This is a genomic window from Elusimicrobiota bacterium, assembly GCA_016182905.1.
GTDB lineage: Bacteria > Elusimicrobiota > Elusimicrobia > UBA1565 > UBA9628 > GWA2-66-18.
In genome coordinates this window covers 34,167-52,055 of sequence record JACPFR010000044.1, presented here as the reverse complement: position 1 = coordinate 52,055, position 17,889 = coordinate 34,167, and the positions used below count along the sequence as shown (strand labels likewise).

General features: G+C 68.4%; 17 protein-coding genes. 13 read left to right on the top strand and 4 right to left on the bottom strand.

Annotated elements, in window-relative coordinates; translation table 11 throughout:
* Positions 1–13: 13 nt before the first annotated feature.
* Positions 14–3,076 (bottom strand): FAD-binding protein, encoded by a 3,063-nt coding sequence (locus HYV14_13665; GenBank protein ID MBI2387035.1) that lies wholly within the window; start codon positions 3,074–3,076, stop codon positions 14–16.
* 286 nt (positions 3,077–3,362) lie between these two features.
* Between HYV14_13665 and HYV14_13660 the strand changes: the two genes are divergently transcribed.
* Together HYV14_13660 and HYV14_13655 are read left to right on the top strand one after the other, a co-directional pair.
* Positions 3,363–3,812, top strand: coding sequence for a MarR family transcriptional regulator (locus HYV14_13660; protein ID MBI2387034.1), 450 nt, complete (start codon positions 3,363–3,365; stop codon positions 3,810–3,812).
* A gap of 55 nt (positions 3,813–3,867) precedes the next feature.
* On the top strand, positions 3,868–4,050 hold the full coding sequence (locus HYV14_13655; protein MBI2387033.1) for a hypothetical protein: 183 nt from the start codon (positions 3,868–3,870) through the stop codon (positions 4,048–4,050).
* A 281-nt stretch (positions 4,051–4,331) separates the two neighbouring features.
* On the opposite strand, the gene HYV14_13650 is transcribed toward HYV14_13655, so the two are convergent.
* Both HYV14_13650 and HYV14_13645 read right to left on the bottom strand, forming a co-directional pair.
* Positions 4,332–5,246, bottom strand: coding sequence for an SIS domain-containing protein (locus HYV14_13650; protein ID MBI2387032.1), 915 nt, complete (start codon positions 5,244–5,246; stop codon positions 4,332–4,334).
* Positions 5,243–6,100: a class I SAM-dependent methyltransferase gene (locus tag HYV14_13645; GenBank protein ID MBI2387031.1), complete on the bottom strand. Its 858-nt coding sequence runs from the start codon at positions 6,098–6,100 to the stop codon at positions 5,243–5,245. Before HYV14_13645 ends, HYV14_13650 begins: the two co-directional genes overlap by 4 nt.
* 101 nt (positions 6,101–6,201) lie before the next feature.
* Between HYV14_13645 and HYV14_13640 the strand changes: the two genes are divergently transcribed.
* Positions 6,202–6,843: a hypothetical protein gene (locus tag HYV14_13640; GenBank protein ID MBI2387030.1), complete on the top strand. Its 642-nt coding sequence runs from the start codon at positions 6,202–6,204 to the stop codon at positions 6,841–6,843.
* On the opposite strand, the gene HYV14_13635 is transcribed toward HYV14_13640, so the two are convergent.
* Complete coding sequence (locus HYV14_13635) at positions 6,840–8,255, bottom strand: acyl-CoA dehydrogenase family protein (GenBank protein MBI2387029.1); 1,416 nt, start codon at positions 8,253–8,255, stop codon at positions 6,840–6,842. The two genes, HYV14_13640 and HYV14_13635, sit on opposite strands and share 4 nt — an antisense overlap.
* A gap of 186 nt (positions 8,256–8,441) precedes the next feature.
* On the opposite strand from HYV14_13635, the gene HYV14_13630 reads away from it, so the two are divergent.
* The 10 genes from HYV14_13630 (at position 8,442) to dnaG (ending at position 17,886) form a co-directional block, all read left to right on the top strand.
* The gene (locus HYV14_13630; GenBank protein MBI2387028.1) at positions 8,442–9,071 is read left to right on the top strand and encodes an ATP-dependent Clp protease proteolytic subunit; all 630 of its coding nucleotides are present in this window, start codon (positions 8,442–8,444) and stop codon (positions 9,069–9,071) included.
* Between the two features lie 158 nt (positions 9,072–9,229).
* Positions 9,230–10,327, top strand: coding sequence for a heat-inducible transcription repressor HrcA (hrcA, locus tag HYV14_13625; protein MBI2387027.1), 1,098 nt, complete (start codon positions 9,230–9,232; stop codon positions 10,325–10,327).
* Positions 10,324–10,866, top strand: a complete 543-nt coding sequence (locus HYV14_13620; protein MBI2387026.1) for a nucleotide exchange factor GrpE — start codon at positions 10,324–10,326, stop codon at positions 10,864–10,866. Before hrcA ends, HYV14_13620 begins: the two co-directional genes overlap by 4 nt.
* Positions 10,863–12,725: a molecular chaperone DnaK gene (gene dnaK / locus HYV14_13615; GenBank protein MBI2387025.1), complete on the top strand. Its 1,863-nt coding sequence runs from the start codon at positions 10,863–10,865 to the stop codon at positions 12,723–12,725. The genes HYV14_13620 and dnaK overlap by 4 nt, the downstream gene beginning before the upstream one ends.
* 26 nt (positions 12,726–12,751) lie before the next feature.
* Positions 12,752–13,888: a molecular chaperone DnaJ gene (dnaJ, locus tag HYV14_13610; GenBank protein MBI2387024.1), complete on the top strand. Its 1,137-nt coding sequence runs from the start codon at positions 12,752–12,754 to the stop codon at positions 13,886–13,888.
* Between the two features lie 115 nt (positions 13,889–14,003).
* On the top strand, positions 14,004–14,777 hold the full coding sequence (locus HYV14_13605) for a 16S rRNA (uracil(1498)-N(3))-methyltransferase (GenBank protein ID MBI2387023.1): 774 nt from the start codon (positions 14,004–14,006) through the stop codon (positions 14,775–14,777).
* Entirely contained in the window at positions 14,774–15,289 is a 516-nt protein-coding gene (locus HYV14_13600) for a hypothetical protein (GenBank protein MBI2387022.1), read from the top strand. The genes HYV14_13605 and HYV14_13600 overlap by 4 nt, the downstream gene beginning before the upstream one ends.
* A 172-nt stretch (positions 15,290–15,461) precedes the next feature.
* Positions 15,462–15,800: a histidine triad nucleotide-binding protein gene (locus HYV14_13595; protein MBI2387021.1), complete on the top strand. Its 339-nt coding sequence runs from the start codon at positions 15,462–15,464 to the stop codon at positions 15,798–15,800.
* Between the two features lie 63 nt (positions 15,801–15,863).
* The gene (locus HYV14_13590; GenBank protein ID MBI2387020.1) at positions 15,864–16,061 is read left to right on the top strand and encodes a 30S ribosomal protein S21; all 198 of its coding nucleotides are present in this window, start codon (positions 15,864–15,866) and stop codon (positions 16,059–16,061) included.
* A gap of 70 nt (positions 16,062–16,131) precedes the next feature.
* Positions 16,132–17,886, top strand: coding sequence for a DNA primase (gene dnaG / locus HYV14_13585; protein MBI2387019.1), 1,755 nt, complete (start codon positions 16,132–16,134; stop codon positions 17,884–17,886).
* The last annotated feature ends 3 nt before the right edge of the window (positions 17,887–17,889 follow it).

The following is a 17,889-nucleotide window of genomic DNA, read 5'->3' as shown; positions in this document are numbered from 1 at the left end:
TCCTGGCTCGTGATCAGCGCCGGCGGAAGGCGAGCGCGGTCATGACGGCCGCCAGGAAGGCGGTCAGGTTCTGTACCAGGTAGCACAGATACATCAGGTACTTCGACTCCGCGCCGGCGGGGACGGCAGCGAAGTGGGGCAAGATCAGCCAGCCGGCGAGGACTTCCGCGGCCATGACCGCCGCGAGCGCTAGAAAGCCCCTCCAGCGGGTCAGGTTCGAGCGCCGCAGCAGTCCGAGCGTCAGGCCGCTGGCGGCCAGCGCCAGGGCGGAGAACGCGGCCAACGGCGCCAGCGCCAAGGCCGTGCCGCCGAGCGAGAGCGCGGCGAGAGTGGACAGGGACCAGATCCAGATCGTGCGGGTGCCGACGAAGCCCCAGGCCATGGCCTCCGAGGCGTCACCGATCGCGCCTTCGCGCGCGATTTTCTCGAACTGCGGCATCATCAGCCAGGTGAAGCCGAAGCCCGACAGGATCTGGAACGGCACGAGCAGGGAATCGAGCCAGGCCGCCGACGGCGCCGCGGCGAGGGCCAGCGGCCCGCCTAAGAGCAGGATGAGCCCTAATCCCGCGAGCGCCAAAGCGGTGCGGCCCACGGCGGCCGCCTTCGCGGCGGGACCCGGGATCGCCGCGTGCCGGTCGTACCAGGCCTTGAGCCCGAGCACGATCGCGAAGCCGCCGGCCTGGGCGAGGTTGCGGTAGGTCATCAGCTCCTGGCCGAGATGCGCGAAGTCCATCGTCATCACCGAGGCGGAGACGAGGCCGATCGCGGCCGTGCCCGTGGAGATGTCGGCCGAGCGGTTGCGCAGCAGGCGGTGGATCTGCGGGGCGATGTAGGCGAAGGCGAGCAGGTTGGCCGTCCAGAACGCGGCCTGCGCCAACAGCGGGAACGCGAAGACGCTCGAGGCGACGGCGAGAGCGGTGAGGACGGCCGGCAGGACCCAGTCGCGCGGACGCGAGGTCTCGACCGACGGCCGCGCGATCGCCTCGGCCAGGCGCGCCGCGCGCGCGACCGCGCCCGGGATCGCGGAGTCGGCCGACAGCGCGAAGCTCTGCGCGCCCGCGAGGTACAGGTCGGGGTCGGCGGCGCTGGACAGCCGGTCTTCGCCGAGCGCGAACTCGTCGGCGTCCAGGCCGCGGCCGCCGGCGCGGCGCAGAAGCCCCGCCTTCTCGAGCGAGGCCGTCAGCGGGTCCGCGCGCAGGGCGCGCCGGTCGTAGCCGGACGCCCAGATCAGGGCGCCCGTGATCGCGGCGGCGCCGGCGGCGCTCCGGAGCGTGAGCGCGGCGCCGTCCCACGCGGCCTTGACCGAGCCGCCGGCGCGCGCGTCGAAGCGCGCGCCGAGCGCGTGGACGACGACGCGGCCGCGGGCGGCCTCGTCCTGGAGGTCGGCGTAGGTCGCGGGCGTGATCGGCGTGCCGAAGGCCTTCCACTCCTCGAGGGACCGGCGCGCCGCGTCGGGGTCGTCCTGCGCGCGCTTGATCGCCTCGGGCGCGGCGTGCGGGGCGGGAATCTGGAGCTGGGCCGAGGCCAGGGCGTCCTTGACGAACAGATGGACGATCAGGCCGCCGTTGAGACGCAGGAGGTCCATCACGGCTTTCGCGGCGGACTCTCCGCTGCCGATCACGGCGACGGTGCGGCCTCGAGGAAGGAGGGCGAGATATTCACGGACCTCGGGCGAACCGAGCAAAGAATCGTGCACGACCGGTAGGCGCGGCGGCGCGCGGCCGCGGCGCAGGGCCTGCACCGCGGCGGCGAGGCGGGAGGCCTGCGCCTCGAGGTCCGCGCGTCCGTTGAGGACGAGGCGGGCTTTTTCCGGCAAGGCCGAGGCGGCCGGCGCCGGGTCCTTGGTGTGCTGGACCTCGCCGCCGACCTGGCCCTGGGCCAGGACGAGCTTGCGCGCGAGCACGAGATGGCCCGCGGCGGTGCGTATCTCCCAGAGTCCGTCGGCGCGCTTGCGCGCGGTATTGACAGGAGCGTTCTCAACGATCCGGGAGCCCAGGCGCTCGACCTCGTCCGCGGCCAGCGCGAAGTGCTGCAGCAGCTCGACGCGCGCCGAGGCGACCGCGGGGTCCTCGTCCTCGAGGTCGAGGACGGCGTGGCCGATCGGCGGCCGGCCGTCGCGCGCGAAGCGCCGCGCGTCGGCGTCCTTGCCGTCGCGGCGCAGATGCTTCAAGCTCGAGACGAGGCCCGCGCGCTTGACGAGCGCGGGGTCGGAGAACGGCTCCTGCGCCAGCGAGTTGCGCGTCGAGTTCGTGCGCATGCGGTACACCGGCTTCATCGCCGCGTCGGAGAAGCTCTGCGCGAGCCAGCCGCCCTCGAACAGCACGACCTTGGCGCCCTTGTCGGCGGCCTGCAGCGCGGTCGAGAGCCCGGCGGGGCCGCCGCCGACGATCACGGCGTCGGCGACCGGCTCGCCGTCTCTCGTTTTCCATTTGGCCGCGATCAGGCCGCGGCGCAAAGTCTCGGCCGACGGCGTGCGCAGGTTGACGCGGACCATGCCTTCGGCGGTCAGCCTCGGCAGGTCGAGCAGGGCGCGAAGGAGCCGGCGCCGCGACTGGTCCTTCTCCGGGTCCTTGGTCGGCCGCGACAGGCGCCGCCGCAGGCCCGTCGCGGACACGGCCTCATCCGAGCCGGGAGCCGCGGCGTAGAGCCCGGCCGCCAGGCGCGCGAATTCCTCCCGCTCCGCGGGCGTGGAGGCGACGCCCGCCATGCCGTCGAACAGCGCGCCGGCCAGGACGGGATCGGCGACGAGCTCGGCTAACGCCGCGGCCGCGGGGCGCGCCGGGGCCGGATCGAGGGTGCCCGCGGGTTTCGCGGCCGCGGAGATGACCGGGAAAAGCGCCGCGGGAACGGCGGGAGCCGCGAGCGCGGGCGCGGCGAGAGCCGGCGCGAGGGGAACGACTGGAGGCGTCAGCGCCGGCAGCGACGCGGCCGGAAATAGGAGTCCGGACGGCGCCGGTAAGGTGAACGCCGGCGCGGGGACGGGCGCGCGCGCCTCGGCCGCGGCGAGCGACGCCGTGAGCGCCGCGGCCTGGGAGGGCGAGGGGCCGAGCAGGAGCGCGGCCAGAAGCAGTCGCATCCTTGATAAGCTGCCACGGACGCCGGATCGGTTCATGAAACGGCGGCTTACCACATCGAGCGCGAAGGTCCGGCGCCTTTCATCAGGTACGCGGCGATGACGAAGGTCCCGATCGAGCAGGCGAAGAGGACATAACCCCATTTTTCCATGCCTTCAGTGTACCCCGGATGCGCCCGCGGCCGCGTGGGGCCTTCGTCCTTCGGGGCCGCCGCAAAGGGCCTAGGACCTTGACAGTCGCGCGCGGGCGTGATATACTTCGAAAGTCGAAGCATTTAAGAATCGAACCATGAACCTCGAAGACCGCGCGCGCCGGCTCACGGACCACCTCCAGACGGTCATGGAGGAGGCGGAGAGCGCCGACAAGAAGAACACGGCGGTTCGGGAGAAGCTCACCTGGCAGGAGGTCCGCGTGCTGCGCGCGGTCGGGCGCCAGGAGTGCTGCCCGATGAGCGGCCTGGCCGACATGATCTGCCTTTCCCTCAGTTCGGCAACAGGCTTAATAGACCGCCTCGTCAGCAAGAAGCTCGTCAAGCGGGACCGCTCGAGCGAGGACCGGCGCGTCGTGCAGGTGGAGCTCACGGAGCAGGGCCGGGAGCTCAACGAGGAGGCGATGGCGGGCCCCGTCGAGTTTGCCCGCGGCATGCTCAGGGGACTCAACGCCGAGGAGCAGGACGCCTTGGTCTCGCTGTTCGGCAAGATCTCCGAGCGCATCAGGAAGGAGAAGGCGGCCGCCTGAGATTTTTTTTGCCGTAAACATTTCAAAAGTCGAACTATTCGAAAGGAGAATGAACATGGAGAACCAGGAAAAGGACGAGAAGGCGTGCTGCGACAAGTCGAAGTGCTGCGGCGGCAAGGCGCTCGCCGCGTTCGCGCTGCTGGCGATCGGCGCGACGGGCGGCTATCTCGCGGGCAAGTGCTGCACGGCGAAGACCGCGGCTCCGGCCGCCGTCGAGGCGCCCGCGCCGGCGAAGTAAGACGGCGGCCCGAGCCCCCGGCGGGATTTGAAAAGCATTTGACTGGACTCCCGCCGGGGGCGGGGCTATACTGAAAGTGCCGATAAGGTCGTACTCGAGAATCAACACCTCGAGCCGCTCCAAAGAGAAGCGGAGACCTACCGGTCCTGGCCGAACGCCTCGAAAGGTCAACTCGCGAGAGAACCTAGGGAATACCGCCGAGGGGGCGGGATTCTCTGGAGGACCACACGGAACTCCATCGAAACGATCGGCCTCGCTTTTGACGGGAAGCCCTCGCCGGGCTACAGCTCGGCGAGGGCTTTCTTGTAGGCGGGTTCGCTCGACCGGAGGTCGTCGGGGTCGATGCCGAGGGCGCGGCAGGCGTCGACGGTGAAGCGCTGGCCCCACAGGATCTGCGCCAGCCAGTCGGCGTTGGCGACGTCGAGGAAGGGCACGCCGATCGTGTCGAGGTAGCGGTGCGCGGCGTCCCAGCGGGTCTCTCCCACGGTGGAGAAGCCGATCACGAGCGAGCCTTTCCCGACCGAGATGTGCGGCCCGTGCAGGAACTCCTCGAGGCCGTAGGCGCGCACGCGCAGGTGCGCGGTCTCGAGCAGCTTGAGCGCGGTCTCGCAGGCGACCCACTCGCGCAGGCCGTCGCCGAGCAGGACGAGGTCGGTGTCCGGGGCCACCTTCGGCGAGTCGGGGCCCCAGTTCAGGCTCGTGCCCGCGCGGGGGAACGGCGCGAGCAGCGCGGGCTTGCCCGCCCAGCGCAGGAGCCAGACCATGGTCGTGGTGAAGGACTTGGTGAAGGCGCCGGTGTCCTCGAGCTCGCAGGTCTCGAGTCGGCGCTTGGGACCCTTCCACACCGCGCCCGCGCCGCACACGGCGACGGTGGAAGCGCCGGCGCGGCGGGCCATCGCCTCGGCCTTCACGGTGTAGGACTTCGTGCCCCCGCGATGGGAGAGGAAGATCCCGAGGTCGCCCCTCGACAGCTCGTACGGGCGCGAGACGAAGTCGTAGGAGTGCACGGCCCGCGCGTCGAGGCCGGCCCCGCTCCACAGCCACGCGGCGATGCGCGCCGCGTGATGGTTGGTGCCGACGCCGACGAAGAATATCTTCCTCCCTTTCGGGGGCTTCATCCACGCGGGCAGCGGCGCGCGCAGGGCCCGCGCGATCAGCTCCGGCTGGGCGAAGACGTTGGCCTCGAAGCGGCTCATCGTCCGGGCTTGAAGCCTCGCGCCATCATGAACTCGTACGGGATCTCGATGCCGGAGCGGGTCTTGTTCTTCAGGGCGCGGCGCAGGACGGTCTTCTTGACCCAGGCCTGGCCCTTCTCGTCGAGGCTGCGCAGCATCGCGCCGGTTCGCCCCGCGCCCTCGGTCATGGTCGTCCAGTATTCCTCGGGGGAGGCGAAGCGGAACGCGCCGTTGAGGCGCTTCGTCGAGATCTCCTGCAGCCCCGCGCGCGCGAAGGCGGCCTCGAGCGCGCCGTCGGGGCCGAACGAGTAGATCGTCGGCGCGCCGTACGGGGCCCGCAGGTCCGGGTCGCACTCGGTGATCGCGTGCAGGACGAGCGAGGTGAACAGCATCTTCTCGCGGCGCCCCTGGACAAGGCAGGCGACGACGCCGCCGGGCTTGACCACGCGCGTCATCTCCGCCAGCGCCTTGTCGGGCTGGGCGAACAGCATCAGGCCGAGCTGGGAGATCGCGGCGTCGAAGGAGCCCGTCTCGAGCTTGAGGTCGTGGACGTCCATCTCGGCGTACTCGACCGGGGCGCAGCGCTTGGCCGCGGGCACGGCCTTCGCGCGCGCGAGCATGCCGGGGGCCAGGTCCACGCCGAGCACGGAGCCTTTCTCGTCGACGCGCGCCGCGGCGGCGCGGCTCGCGATGCCGGGTCCGCAGGCCACGTCGAGGACGCGCCATTTCTTCTTGAGGCCGGCGAACTGCACGAACTCCTCCGCCGTCTTGGCGAACAGCGCGCTGGAGAGCTTCTCGTAGCGTTCCGCGGCCTCGTCCCAGACGGCGCGCGATTCGGCGGTGTGAGCGGCGGGGTCGAACGGGGTTTCTTTCACGCGGGGATTATACGACTTGCGGGCCCGTAGGCCAACGGACCCGGCCGGGGGAGGGTCCCCGGACCCTCGCCGGCGCCCCGAGACGCCGTTATCCTTAAAACATGAAAGCCGCTTTCCCTTTGCTGGCCCTCGTCCTCGCCGTGCCCGCGTTCGCCCAGGACTTCGTCTCGTCCGACCACGCCGACGGGATCGCCGCCGCGGCGAAGTCCGCGCGGACGTTGCGCGACAAGCTCACGCCCGCGCCCGTGGACCCGAGGCCGGTCAAGGCGCTGACCGACCGCCTCATCAAGGACGGCGAGCAGGTGGAGATGGAGCAGGGCATCGGCAACATCTACACGCGCGTCGGCCGCCCCGACGCGAACGGGCGCTTCAAGAGCCTCCAGGCCAACCTCGTCGAGATCCCCGCCGAGCTCACGGAGACCCCGGACGACTCGATGTTCCGCCAGGTCGTGATGCGGCGCTATTTCTCGCACCTCGAGGCGACGAGCGAGAGCTGGGAAGTGGACCCGAAGACGGGCAAGGGCAAGGTCCGCGTCTGGATCTATAAAGTGTCCCTCGACGGCCGCTTGATGTCCGTCGAGCATCAGATCGCCCCGGTCGAGCCCGGTGAGGACGGCCAGGCCGCGCCCGTCGAAGCGAAGGCCCGCTCCTACCGCCTATCCCCGTCGGACCCGAGCGTCCAGCGCCGCTGGAAGGCCATGACCAAGGAACTCCTGACCTTGGGCCGCGTCGTCGAGGCTTAGAAGCCCGACAGCAGCAGGTAGGCTTCCGCGACCAGTTCCTCGTCGCGCAGGCCGCGCTCGTCCTCGTCCCAAGTCCGGCTCTGCTTGACCATGGACGTGAACCGCTGGAGGGACTCCTCGTCGGCGTCGCCGGAGACCCGCGCCAGGAAGCTCTCCAGCACCCGCGGCCGCCGCAGGGCCTTCGCGGCGTGGCCCGCGAGTATGGGATGCGTGCCCTCCCAGATCTCGTTGACGATCGCGTCGTCGGCGAGACGGTTGAGCGGGGAGAAATCGTCGAGGATGCCGTGGCCGCCGATGAGCAGCTGCGCCTCGCGCACGATCTCGCTGCCGCGCATCGAGACCTCCACCTTGAGCATCGGCACCAGCGCCTCGGCGTCGGCTTCGCCCGCCTCGAGCGCGGCGAGGCCGCGGTAGAAGGCGGTGAGCATGCCCGCGTGCAGGGCCTCCATCATCGCGAGCTTGGTCCGCACCGCGGGCAGCGCCGTGAGCGGCCGGCCGTAGGCCAGGCGCCAGTCGGCGAAGGTGCGCGCCTCGAGCACCGCGCGCCCCGCGAAGCCGAGCGCCGCGGCGGCCACATGCAGGCGCGACACCGACAGGATCTCGTTGACGAGAAGCACCATCCCTTCACGCGGCCGGCCGATCATCTCGGCCTTCGCGCCGGTGTACTCGACCTCGACGGTGGCCTTGCCGCGCGTTCCGCCGATGGGCTTGAGGCGCAGGATCTTGTGGCCGTTGAGGCTCCCGTCCGGGTCCTTGCGCTTGACGAGGAACAGGGCGATGACGCCCTCCGGCGTCTTCGCGGTCGTGACCCACAGCTCGCCGGGATTGGAGCAGAACCATTTGGTGCCGTTCAGCGACCATGTCCCGTCGTCGTTCCTGCTCGCCGTCGTCTCGTTGGCCGCGACGTTGGAGCCGCCCTGCCTCTCGGTGATGAACTGGCCGCCGGTGAGCGCCCAGTCGGGGTCGTCGGATTTGAGGCGAGGGAGGAACTCCCGCATCTGGGCGGCGCTGCCGCGTTTTTCGAGCAGGCCGATCAAGCCGTCCGTCATGGCCAAGGGACACGTGATGCCGCCCTCGCCGCAGTAGTTGGCGATGATCGCGCGCGTCATGCGCTCGGTCAAGGTCAGCGGGCCGGGGCCGCCGTAGATCGCGCGGGCGAGGCGGCGGCGCGCCTCGATCTGCTCCGGGCAGTACTTCACGGCGCCGTCGACGAGCTTGGGGAGGTTCTCGGCCTTGTGGGCCTTGTCGATCAGGGCGTCGAGCGTGCGCCCGGCGAGCGCGCCGAACTCGGAGGAGCGCTCCTGCCCCTGCGGGGTGAGCATCGGCGACGCGATCTCGCGCAAGACGGCGTCGGCCTCCCAGAAGTTCATGCCGCGCGTTCCGGGGTAGCCGGGGAGGGCCTCGTTGTCCATAGAACGGAGGATAGGAAATAGCGGGACCGAACGCCATTGACACGCCGCGATACGGAGATTACACTCCGGCTTATCGGGGTCAGGAACCATTGATGTCGGGAGCGCGATACTCGAATCGAAAGCCTCTGCTCTCCTAGAAAACTGACCGGGCTTGCGGCGGCGCGGGGAATTGGCTACCATGCCGCCATGAATCTCATCCCCCAAGTCATCGAGCGCGCCACGCAGGGCTCCGTCATCGGCTACGACATCTATTCAAGGCTGCTGAAGGATCGCATCATCTTCGTCGGAGGCTACGAAGGCGAGTTCACCACCGACTCGGCCAACACCCTCATCGCCCAGCTCCTCTACTTGGACAGCGACGACAACACGAAGGACATCAACCTCTATATCAACAGCCCCGGCGGCATGGTCACGGCGGGCCTCGCGGTGTACGACACGATGCAGTTCATCAAGGCCCCGATCACCACGATCTGCATGGGGATGGCGATGAGCTTCGGCGCGGTCATCCTTGCGGCAGGGTCAAAAGGAAAGCGCTACGCGCTGCCCAACTCGCGCATCATGATCCACCAGCCCCTCGTGGGCGGCATCTCCGGCCAGGCCACCGACATCATCGTCGAGGCCAAGGAGATGGCCCACACCCGCAAGATCCTCGAGGAGATCATGGCCAAGCACACCGGCCAGACCTTCGAGAAGATCAACCGCGACATGGAGCGCAACAACTACATGTCCGCCGAGGAAGCCCAGAAATACGGCATCATCGACGAGGTCATCATGGGCGCCAAGGCCGTCGCGCTCAAGGCGATCCCCAACAAGTAAGCCCTTCCTTAGAAAAGATCGGCCCGGCGCGATTCGCCAAGGCGAATCGGAAGCCGGGCCGTCTTTTTTGGCAGTCGGAGGGGGGGATTGACAACTTTGGCGGCTTGCGGTAAAATATTAGCAGTCGAATAAGTGGACTGCCAGTATACGTCATAGCCATGAGACAACTGAAACCCGAGGTCGTCCAGGAGCGCAAGCGCCACCTTCTGCAGTGGATCGTCCACTATTTCATCAAGACCTCGAAGCCCGTCTCATCCTCCTTGATCGCCGAGGAGGCCGGCCTCGACCTGTCGAGCGCCAGCATCCGCAGCATCCTGCAGGAGCTCGAGAACGAGGGCTTCCTGCACCAGGCCCACACCTCCGCGGGCCGCGAGCCCACCGACAAGGGCTACCGCTTCTTCGTCGACTACCTGTCCGGCGTGCAGCGCCTGGCCGCCGCCGAGAAGGAGAGCATCGAGGAGCAGTACAAGAGCCGCATCGAGGAGCTCGACACCTTGCTGTCGGAGACCTCGCGCCTGCTCTCGCGCGTCTCGCACGGCGCCGGCATCGTGCTCTCGCCCCACATGGGCAAGCAGGCGATCAAGCGCCTCGAGCTCCTGCCTCTGGGCGGCCGCAACGTGCTGGGCGTCCTGATCACCGACTCGGGCCTCGTCCGCCATTGGCCGATCCAGCTCGCCTTCGCGCCGAGCGCCCGTCAGGTCAACATGCTCAACCGCTTCCTCAACGAGAACATCCGCGGCGTCAACGTGGACAAGGCGCAGAGCATGGTGCTCAACAAGCTCACGCAGATGGAGCGCGAGTTCGCGGAGCTGACGAGCCTCGCCCACGAGCTGCTCACCGAGGTGGGCCGCGTGGCCTCCCCCGAGTCGATCTACGTCGAGGGCGCGGACAACATCCTGAGCCGTGCCGAGCAGTTCGGGGACCTGAAGACGGTCCAGTCGCTGATGCGCGTCATCGGCGAGAAGGACCGCCTCGCCCTGATGCTGGAGCGGGAGCTCGAGGACGACGCGGCCAAGCCGGCGCGCGTGCGCGTGCGCATCGGCGCCGAGAGCGGCCTGCCCGAGCTGCGCAACGCCAGCGTCATCACGCACGTCTACCGCCACGGCGACCAGGTCCTCGGAGTCCTGGGCGTCATCGGCTCCAAGCGCATGGAGTACTCGCGCATGATGGGGTTGGTGGACTACGTCGGCCGCCTCGTCGAGGCGCGGCTCAACGAGTGGGATTTCGAGACGAAGGGATTGGAGGGCCGCAAGTGAGCGACGACGTGAGCGACCCGGTGAGGGAGAAGCCGACCGAGCCTATAGGCGAGGAAGTGCCCCTTCCAAACGCCGTTGGAAAGGGGCCGATCGAGCCGGACTACTATTCCCAGCTCCTGCGCCTGAAGGCCGAGTTCGAGAACTACCGCAAGCGCGTGGACCGCGAGAAGCCCGACTGGTACAGGCTCGGCGCCGCCGGAGTGCTGTCGAAGCTGCTGCCGCTGTACGACCTCCTGCGCCACGCGCACGAGGAAGTGAAGACCGGCCACGCGGATTCGCCGTTGGCGACCGGGATGGAAGGGATCTTCCGCGAGTACGACAAGCTTTTCAAAGAAGAAGGCGTGACGAAGATGGACCCGCTCGGCAAGCCGTTCGATCCGCACTACCACGAGGCCTTCGGCTTCGTGGACCGGCCGGGTTTCGAGGAGGGGGTGGTGGCCGACGTGCTCCAGGCCGGCTTCCTTCTCGGCGACAAAGTGCTGCGCACCGCGAAGGTGCGCCTGCAGAAGAAATCTGACGCAACGGAGGCAAAATCATGAGCAAGATCATCGGAATCGACCTGGGCACCTCGAACACGGCGGCGTCGGCGATGGAGGGCGGCAAGCCCACCATCGTCCCCTCGGCCGAGGGCACCAGCATCGGCGGCAAGGCGTTCCCGTCCTACGTGGCGTTCGCCAAGGACGGCCAGCTGCTCGTCGGCGAGCCGGCGCGCCGCCAGGCGGTCGCCAACCCCGAAGGCACCTTCATGGCCTTCAAGCGCAAGATGGGCACCGACCACAAGTACAAGGCCCCGGACGGCAAGGAGTACACGCCGCAGCAGCTCTCCGCCTTCCTGCTCCAGAAGGTGAAGCGCGACGCGGAGGCTTTCCTCGGCACCACGATCGACAAGGCGGTCATCACCGTCCCCGCCTACTTCAACGACAACCAGCGCCAGGCGACCAAGGACGCGGGAACCATCGCCGGCCTCGAGGTCGTGCGCATCGTCAACGAGCCGACGGCCGCCTGCCTCGCCTACGGCATCGACAAGAAGGGCAAGGACGAGAAGATCATGGTCTTCGACCTCGGCGGCGGCACGCTCGACGTCACCATCATGGACTTCGGCGGCGGCGTGTTCGAGGTCATCTCGACCTCCGGCGACACCCAGCTCGGCGGCACGGACATGGACAAGGCGCTCGTGGACTTCATCGTCGCCGAGTTCAAGAAGGAGACCGGCGCCGACGTCAGCAAGGACCCGATGGCCTATCAGCGCGTGCGCGAGGCGGCCGAGAAGGCGAAGATCGAGCTCTCGACGACGTTCGAGACCGACCTGAACCTCCCGTACCTCACCGCGATCGACAACGCCCCGAAGCACCTCGCGCTCAAGATCAGCCGCGCCAAGCTCGAGACGCTCGTCGAGCCCATCGTCAAGCGCTGCAAGACCAGCATCGAGCAGGCGCTGACGGACTCCAAGCTCAAGGCGTCCGACATCACGAAGGTCATCCTCGTCGGCGGCCCGACGCGCATGCCCATCGTGCAGAAGTTCGTCGAGGACTACGTCGGCAAGAAGCTCGAGCGCGGCATCGACCCCATGGAATGCGTGGCCGCCGGCGCGGCCGTGCAGGCCGCCGTGCTCACCGGCGAGGTGAAGGACGTCCTCCTGCTCGACGTGACCCCTCTGACCCTCGGCATCGAGACGTTGGGCGGCGTCATGACCCCTCTCATCGAGCGCAACACGACGGTGCCCGTCGAGAAGTCCCAGACCTTCTCCACCGCCGCGGACAACCAGCCGGCCGTCACCGTCCACGTCCTGCAGGGCGAGCGCCCGAAGGCGTCGGACAACGTGCCGCTCGGCAAGTTCGACCTCGACGGCATCCCGCCGGCCCCGCGCGGCGTGCCTCAGATCAAGGTGACCTTCTCCATCGACGCGAACGGCATCCTCAGCGTCAAGGCCGAGGACGTCGGCACGAAGAAGTCCCACCACATCACGATCAGCGCCTCCAACAAGCTGGACAAGGCCGAGATCGAGAAGTTCGTCAAGCAGGCCGAGCAGTTCGCCGAGGAGGACAAGGCGTTCAAGGAGAAGGTCACCGCCAAGAACGAGTCCGACACCCTGCTCTTCTCCGCCGAGAAGGCTCTGAAGGAGCACGGCGACAAGGTCTCGCCCGAGGACCGGCAGAACATCGACCGCGGCATCTCCGAGCTCAAGGAAGCGCTGAAGGGCGACGACCTCGCGGCCATCAACAAGGCCAAGGAGGCGCTGCTCAAGGCGTCGCATAAGCTCGCCGAGGAGATGTACAAGGCCGAGTCCGCGAAGGGCGGCGCTCAGCCCGGCGGAGCCGACGGCGCGGCGGGCGCGGAAGCCAAAGGCAAGGACAACGTCGTCGACGCGGAAGTCGTCGACGAGAAGGACTCTAAATAAGCCGGCCGGGGCGGTCCGGGTGAAAAATGGCTGAAGACTACTACTCGCTTCTGGGCGTCGCGCGCAACGCGACGGACGCGGAGATCAAATCCGCGTACCGGAAGCTCGCCATGAAGCATCACCCGGACCGCAACCCCGGCAACAAGGAAGCCGAGGCGCAGTTCCGCAAGATCAACAGCGCCTACGAGGCGCTGTCCGACGCGAAGAAGCGCCGGATGTACGACCAGTACGGCGAGGCCGGCGTCAACCAGGGCGCGGGCGGCTTCGGCGGCCAGGGCGGCCCCGGCTTCGAGGGCTTCGGCCAGGGCGTCGACGTCAACGAGGTGTTCGGCGACCTGTTCGAGAACCTCTTCGGCGGCCAGGGCGGTCAGCGCGGCGGCGGTCGCCGGCAGGCGCGCGGCAACGACCTCAAGTACGAGACCACGATCTCCCTCGAGGACGCGTTCAAGGGCGTCCAGCTCCCGCTCCATTTCCAGCGCGTCGAGTCCTGCGGCACCTGCCACGGCTCCGGCGGCAAGCCGGGCTCCGGCGTCAAGCGCTGCACCCAGTGCCGCGGCTCCGGCCGCGTCCAGGTGTCCCAGGGCTTCTTCGCGATGTCCCAGACCTGTCCGCGCTGCGGCGGCGAGGGCCAGATCGTCGAGGACCCGTGCAAGGACTGCAAGGGCCAGGGGCGCGTGCGCAAGGAGGCCGAGCTCAAGGTCAAGATCCCGCCGGGCATCTACCACGGCGCGACCTTGCGCATCTCCGGCGAGGGCGAGGGCGGCCCTCGCGGCGCCCAGCCGGGCGACCTCTATCTCGAGATCCACGTGAAGCCCGACCCGCGTTTCGAGCGCAAGGACGACGACCTGAGCGTCGGCGCCTCCGTCGATATCGCCACCGCCGCCCTCGGCGGCCAGACCACGGTCCCGACCATCGACGGCGAGCCGGTGACGGTCAAGATCGCCCACGGCACCCAGCACGGCGCCACCTTGCGCGTGCGCGAGAAGGGCATGCCCAAGCTCCACGGCCGCGGCCGCGGCGACCTGCTCGTCCACGTCCGCGTCGACGTCCCGCGCGACCTCACCGCCAAGCAGAAGGAGCTCCTCGAGGCGTTCCAGAAGACGCTCCACGACGAGCACGGCAAGAACGACAGCGTGTTCGGCCGCATCTTCGGCAAAGAGTAGAAACAGGGTGTCAGGCTCGCAAATTCGTTGAATTCTTTTCCGGAGTAATCGACGAATTTGCGAGCCTGACACCATCGCCATGCGCGCGGCGCGCGGATGTTGCTAGAATCGGCGCATGCCACAATTCCTCGTTGCGCCCGAAGACGTCAGCCTCAGCAAGTTCCGTCTCGCCGGTCCCGAGGCCTTCCACGTGTCCAAGGTGATGCGCCTCGCCGCCGGCGCCGAGCTGGAATTGTTCGACGGCAAGGGCGGGCGCTTCAAGGGCGTCATCGAGGCGGTCCACTCCGACGGCTCGGTGACGGGGAAGGTCACCGCCACGCTCAAGGCCGATGACAAGCGCGCGCCCGTCGCGCTCAACCTGTACCGCGGCCTGCTCAAGGCCAGCCACTGGGACTATGCGCTCGAGAAGGGGACCGAGCTCGGGGTGTCGGCCTTCGTCCCGCTGCTGACGCCGCGCACCGTCGTGCTGCTGCACGAGATCGAGCGCACGAAGGCCAAGGCCGAGCGCTGGTCGCGGCTGATCATGGCCGCCTCCAAGCAGTGCGGCCGCGCCGACCTGCCGCCGGTGCGCGACGCGGTGCAGTTCCGCGACGCGATCCGCGCGGTCAAGGACAAGGGGATCACCTTGGTCGCTTGGGAAGGCATGAAGGGCTCGATCGCGTCGCAGACTTTGGGCCCGGCCCTGCGCGCGGCGGACGCCAAGCGCGGCACGGAACCGCTCGAGGTCAGCCTGTTCGTCGGCCCCGAGGGCGGCTTCTCCGACGAGGAGATCGAGCTCGCCGAGGCCGAGGGCGCGGTCCTGTTCGGCATGGGCCCGCGCGTGCTCCGGGCGGAGACGGCGGCCATCGCGGCCGCGGCGCTCGTGCAGTACGAGCTCGGAGGCGTGTGAGCGTCGTCGAGAACGAGGACGGCGTCTCGCCCGCGACCGCGCGCCAGTTGCGCATCATCGCCGGCGCGATGGGCGCGGGCCTGACCATGATCGCCGGCCTCGTGGTCTGGTTCTACGCGGGTTCCGCCGGTCAGGTCCCCGATCCGAGATCCGTTCAGGTGATCAACACGATGACCACGACCGTGATGGTCCTGGCTTTGGGCCTGATCGTCGCCTCGGAGTTCGCCTGGCGCTCCGTGCTGCGTGCCTCGACGGGGCCTCTCAGCGGCCGCGTGCAGACCGCCTTCATCGTCCGACTGGCCATGCGCGAGGGCGCCGGCCTGCTCGGGCTCGTCGTCGCCTTCCTCGCCGCGCGCAACGGCGTCCTGCGCGCCTACCCCGCCTACTGGGCCGGTCTCGCCCCTTACGGGCTGTTCCTCGCCTTCCTGGCCGCGCATTGGCCGACCGAGGAGAGGCTCGGGGCGGAAGCCCGCGAGGTTCTCGCGGAAAATCCTTCATTTTTGAAAAAATAACGCCGGTGAAATAAGGCGGATTGGCATCGCGCGTGCGATGCGGATAATCCTTTTTAAATAATGGTTATTTTTATAAAAGTGCGGGACATCTGCGGCTCCGCCATTGGACCCATCGTGAGGGGGGAGCCGAGGACCCTTGCCCGGGGGGGCCCAGAAGGCTATAATCCTTCGGTTGCAGGAGTGCCTGTTCTGCCGTATCGTCCGACGCGAGATACCCGCCCAGATCGTCCACGAGGACGAGCAAGCGCTCGTCTTCAAGGACATCACGCCCCAGGCGCCGACGCATTTATTGGTGGTCCCGAAGAGGCATCTGGGGTCATTGAGCGCGTCGACGGACGGGGATGCCCCTTTATTGGGTCATTTGCAGAGGGTCGCCTGCCGGATCGCGGAGAGCGTCAAGCTGTCCTCGTTCCGGCTCGTGACCAACAACGGGAAGGGCGCGGGCCAGTCGGTGGATCATCTTCATTATCATCTGTTGGGAGGGCGGCCGATGCAATGGCCGCCCGGCTGAATCGCTTCGCTCTTGTCTTGATATTTTGCGTTCCATTCGTGGAAAGGTGGTGAATCTCTAACTATGGTTTTCATTAAACTGCGTGAAGGCGAGGGTCTCGAGGAGGCCCTGCGCCGCTTCAAGCGGGAGTGCGAACGCAACGGCGTGCTGAAGGAAGTCAAGCGCCGCGAGCGTTACATGAACCCCGCGATGAAGCGCAAGCTGAAGGCCGCCGAAGCGCGTCGCAAGCTGCGCCGCTCCAAGCGCCGCCGCACGCCCTAACGTTCGCCCGACGGGCCGGCGCCGCGCTCGCGCGCGGCGCCGGTCCGTCCCGATTTTCCGGAATTCTCGTTTGGCCCTGATACCTCCCGAAACGCTGGAACTGATCCGCTCCCGGCTCGACATCGTCGAGCTGGTGGGGGAGTACGTCCCGCTGACGCGCGCCGGCCGCAACATGAAGGCGCGCTGCCCGTTCCACCAGGAGCGCAGCCCGTCGTTCATCGTCACCCCCGAGCGCCAGACCTTCCACTGCTTCGGCTGCGGCGAGGGCGGGGACGCCTTCACCTTCGTGATGAAGTCGGAGAACCTCTCGTTCATGGAGGCCGCCGAGAAGCTCGCCCTGCGCGCGGGCGTGAAGATCGAGGCGGACCGCGAGCTGGGCCCCGCGGACAAGGAGCGCATCAAGATCCGCGAGGCGAACGAGTTCGCCGCAAGTCATTATCATGACTTGCTTAATAAACATCCTGACGCCGAGGCCGCCCGCCAGTATGTAGCCAAGCGCCGCCTCTCGAAGGCGTCCGTCACCGGCTTTTTGATCGGCTACGCCCCGCGCAACGGCAACCTCGTGCCCGCGGCCTTGAAGAAGGGGTTCTCCGAGGAGCTTCTGATGAAGGCCGGGCTCGCGGCCAAGCGCGCCGACGGCTCGCTGCGCGACTACTTCTTCGACCGCCTCATGTTCCCGATCCGCGACGCGAAGGGCGCGTTCGTGGGGTTCGGAGGCCGTACATTGGGCGATGGAGAACCCAAGTACCTGAACACCGCGGAGACGCCCGTGTTCTCGAAGAGCCGGGTTTTGTACGGGCTCTTCGAAGGTCTTCCTGAAACGCGCAAGGCGCGCAAGGCGCACCTGATGGAAGGCTACATGGACGTGATCGCCTCCCATCAGCACGGCCTGAAGACCGCGTGCGCGCCGCTGGGCACCGCGCTGACGCCCGAGCACGCCCTGCTGATCAAGCGCTACGCCGATTCGATCGCCATCGTCTTCGACGCCGACAACGCCGGCCAGAACGCCGCGGTGCGCGGCGCCGAGGTCGCGCTCGAGTCCGGGATCGCGACGCGCGTCGCCTCCGTCCCCGAGGGCAAGGACCCGGACGAGTTCCTGCACGCGAAGGGCCTCGAGGCGTTCAAGGCCGCCCTCGACGGCGCCCAGGACCTCGTCGCCTTCAAGACCGATCTGCTGATCAAGCGCGCCGGCGAGCTGACGCCCGAGGCGAAGTCCGCCATCGCCAAGGACGTGCTGTCGACCATCGCCCGCTGCCCCGACGAGGTCCTCAAGGACGAGTGGGTGCGCCGCCTCGCCTCGCGCCTCGGCTTGAACGAGGATTCCCTGAGGCGCTCCGGCGGCAAAGCCATCCCGCAAGCGAGCCGGCGGATCGCCTCGAACGCCGCGCCCGCCGGGGCGGTCGCGGCGAGCGCGCAGGGGCCGGTGAAGCCTGCGTTGATCCCGGCCGGCGACCTGCAGATCCTCGGCCTGCTGTTCAAGACGCCCGCGTCCGCCCCGGAGGTCTCCGCGGCCGACCTCGAGTCCGCCTCGGCGCGCGAGATCGTCACGGCGCTTAAGACCCTGCCGCTCGACGGGAAATGGGGCCCGCGCCTGCTCGACGCGCTGCAGCCGGCCGAGCGCGCGGTGGCCTCGCGCCTGCTCGGCGACGAGCTCGGTTACGACGACCCCGCCGCGACCTTGCGCGCGCTCGTCGGCAAGCGCCGCACGCAGCGCCGCTTGAAGGAGCTCGAGCCTCTGGTTTTGTCGGGAAACGCACCGGTGGATCCGGGGCTGCGCGATGAGTACCATCGGCTGGCCGCGGAATTGAAGGGCACCAAGCGCTAGGCG

What these genes read in the sequence shown, in the direction of transcription:
- HYV14_13635 (MBI2387029.1), bottom strand. Translation starts at nt 8,255, where the DNA reads ATGGACAACGAGGCCCTCCCCGGCTACCCCGGAACGCGCGGCATGAAC.
- HYV14_13655 (MBI2387033.1), top strand. Translation starts at nt 3,868, where the DNA reads ATGGAGAACCAGGAAAAGGACGAGAAGGCGTGCTGCGACAAGTCGAAG.
- HYV14_13665 (MBI2387035.1), bottom strand. Translation starts at nt 3,076, where the DNA reads ATGCGACTGCTTCTGGCCGCGCTCCTGCTCGGCCCCTCGCCCTCCCAG.
- HYV14_13590 (MBI2387020.1), top strand. Translation starts at nt 15,864, where the DNA reads ATGGTTTTCATTAAACTGCGTGAAGGCGAGGGTCTCGAGGAGGCCCTG.
- HYV14_13605 (MBI2387023.1), top strand. Translation starts at nt 14,004, where the DNA reads ATGCCACAATTCCTCGTTGCGCCCGAAGACGTCAGCCTCAGCAAGTTC.
- HYV14_13640 (MBI2387030.1), top strand. Translation starts at nt 6,202, where the DNA reads ATGAAAGCCGCTTTCCCTTTGCTGGCCCTCGTCCTCGCCGTGCCCGCG.
- dnaJ (MBI2387024.1), top strand. Translation starts at nt 12,752, where the DNA reads ATGGCTGAAGACTACTACTCGCTTCTGGGCGTCGCGCGCAACGCGACG.
- HYV14_13630 (MBI2387028.1), top strand. Translation starts at nt 8,442, where the DNA reads ATGAATCTCATCCCCCAAGTCATCGAGCGCGCCACGCAGGGCTCCGTC.
- hrcA (MBI2387027.1), top strand. Translation starts at nt 9,230, where the DNA reads ATGAGACAACTGAAACCCGAGGTCGTCCAGGAGCGCAAGCGCCACCTT.
- HYV14_13660 (MBI2387034.1), top strand. Translation starts at nt 3,363, where the DNA reads ATGAACCTCGAAGACCGCGCGCGCCGGCTCACGGACCACCTCCAGACG.
- dnaK (MBI2387025.1), top strand. Translation starts at nt 10,863, where the DNA reads ATGAGCAAGATCATCGGAATCGACCTGGGCACCTCGAACACGGCGGCG.
- HYV14_13650 (MBI2387032.1), bottom strand. Translation starts at nt 5,246, where the DNA reads ATGAGCCGCTTCGAGGCCAACGTCTTCGCCCAGCCGGAGCTGATCGCG.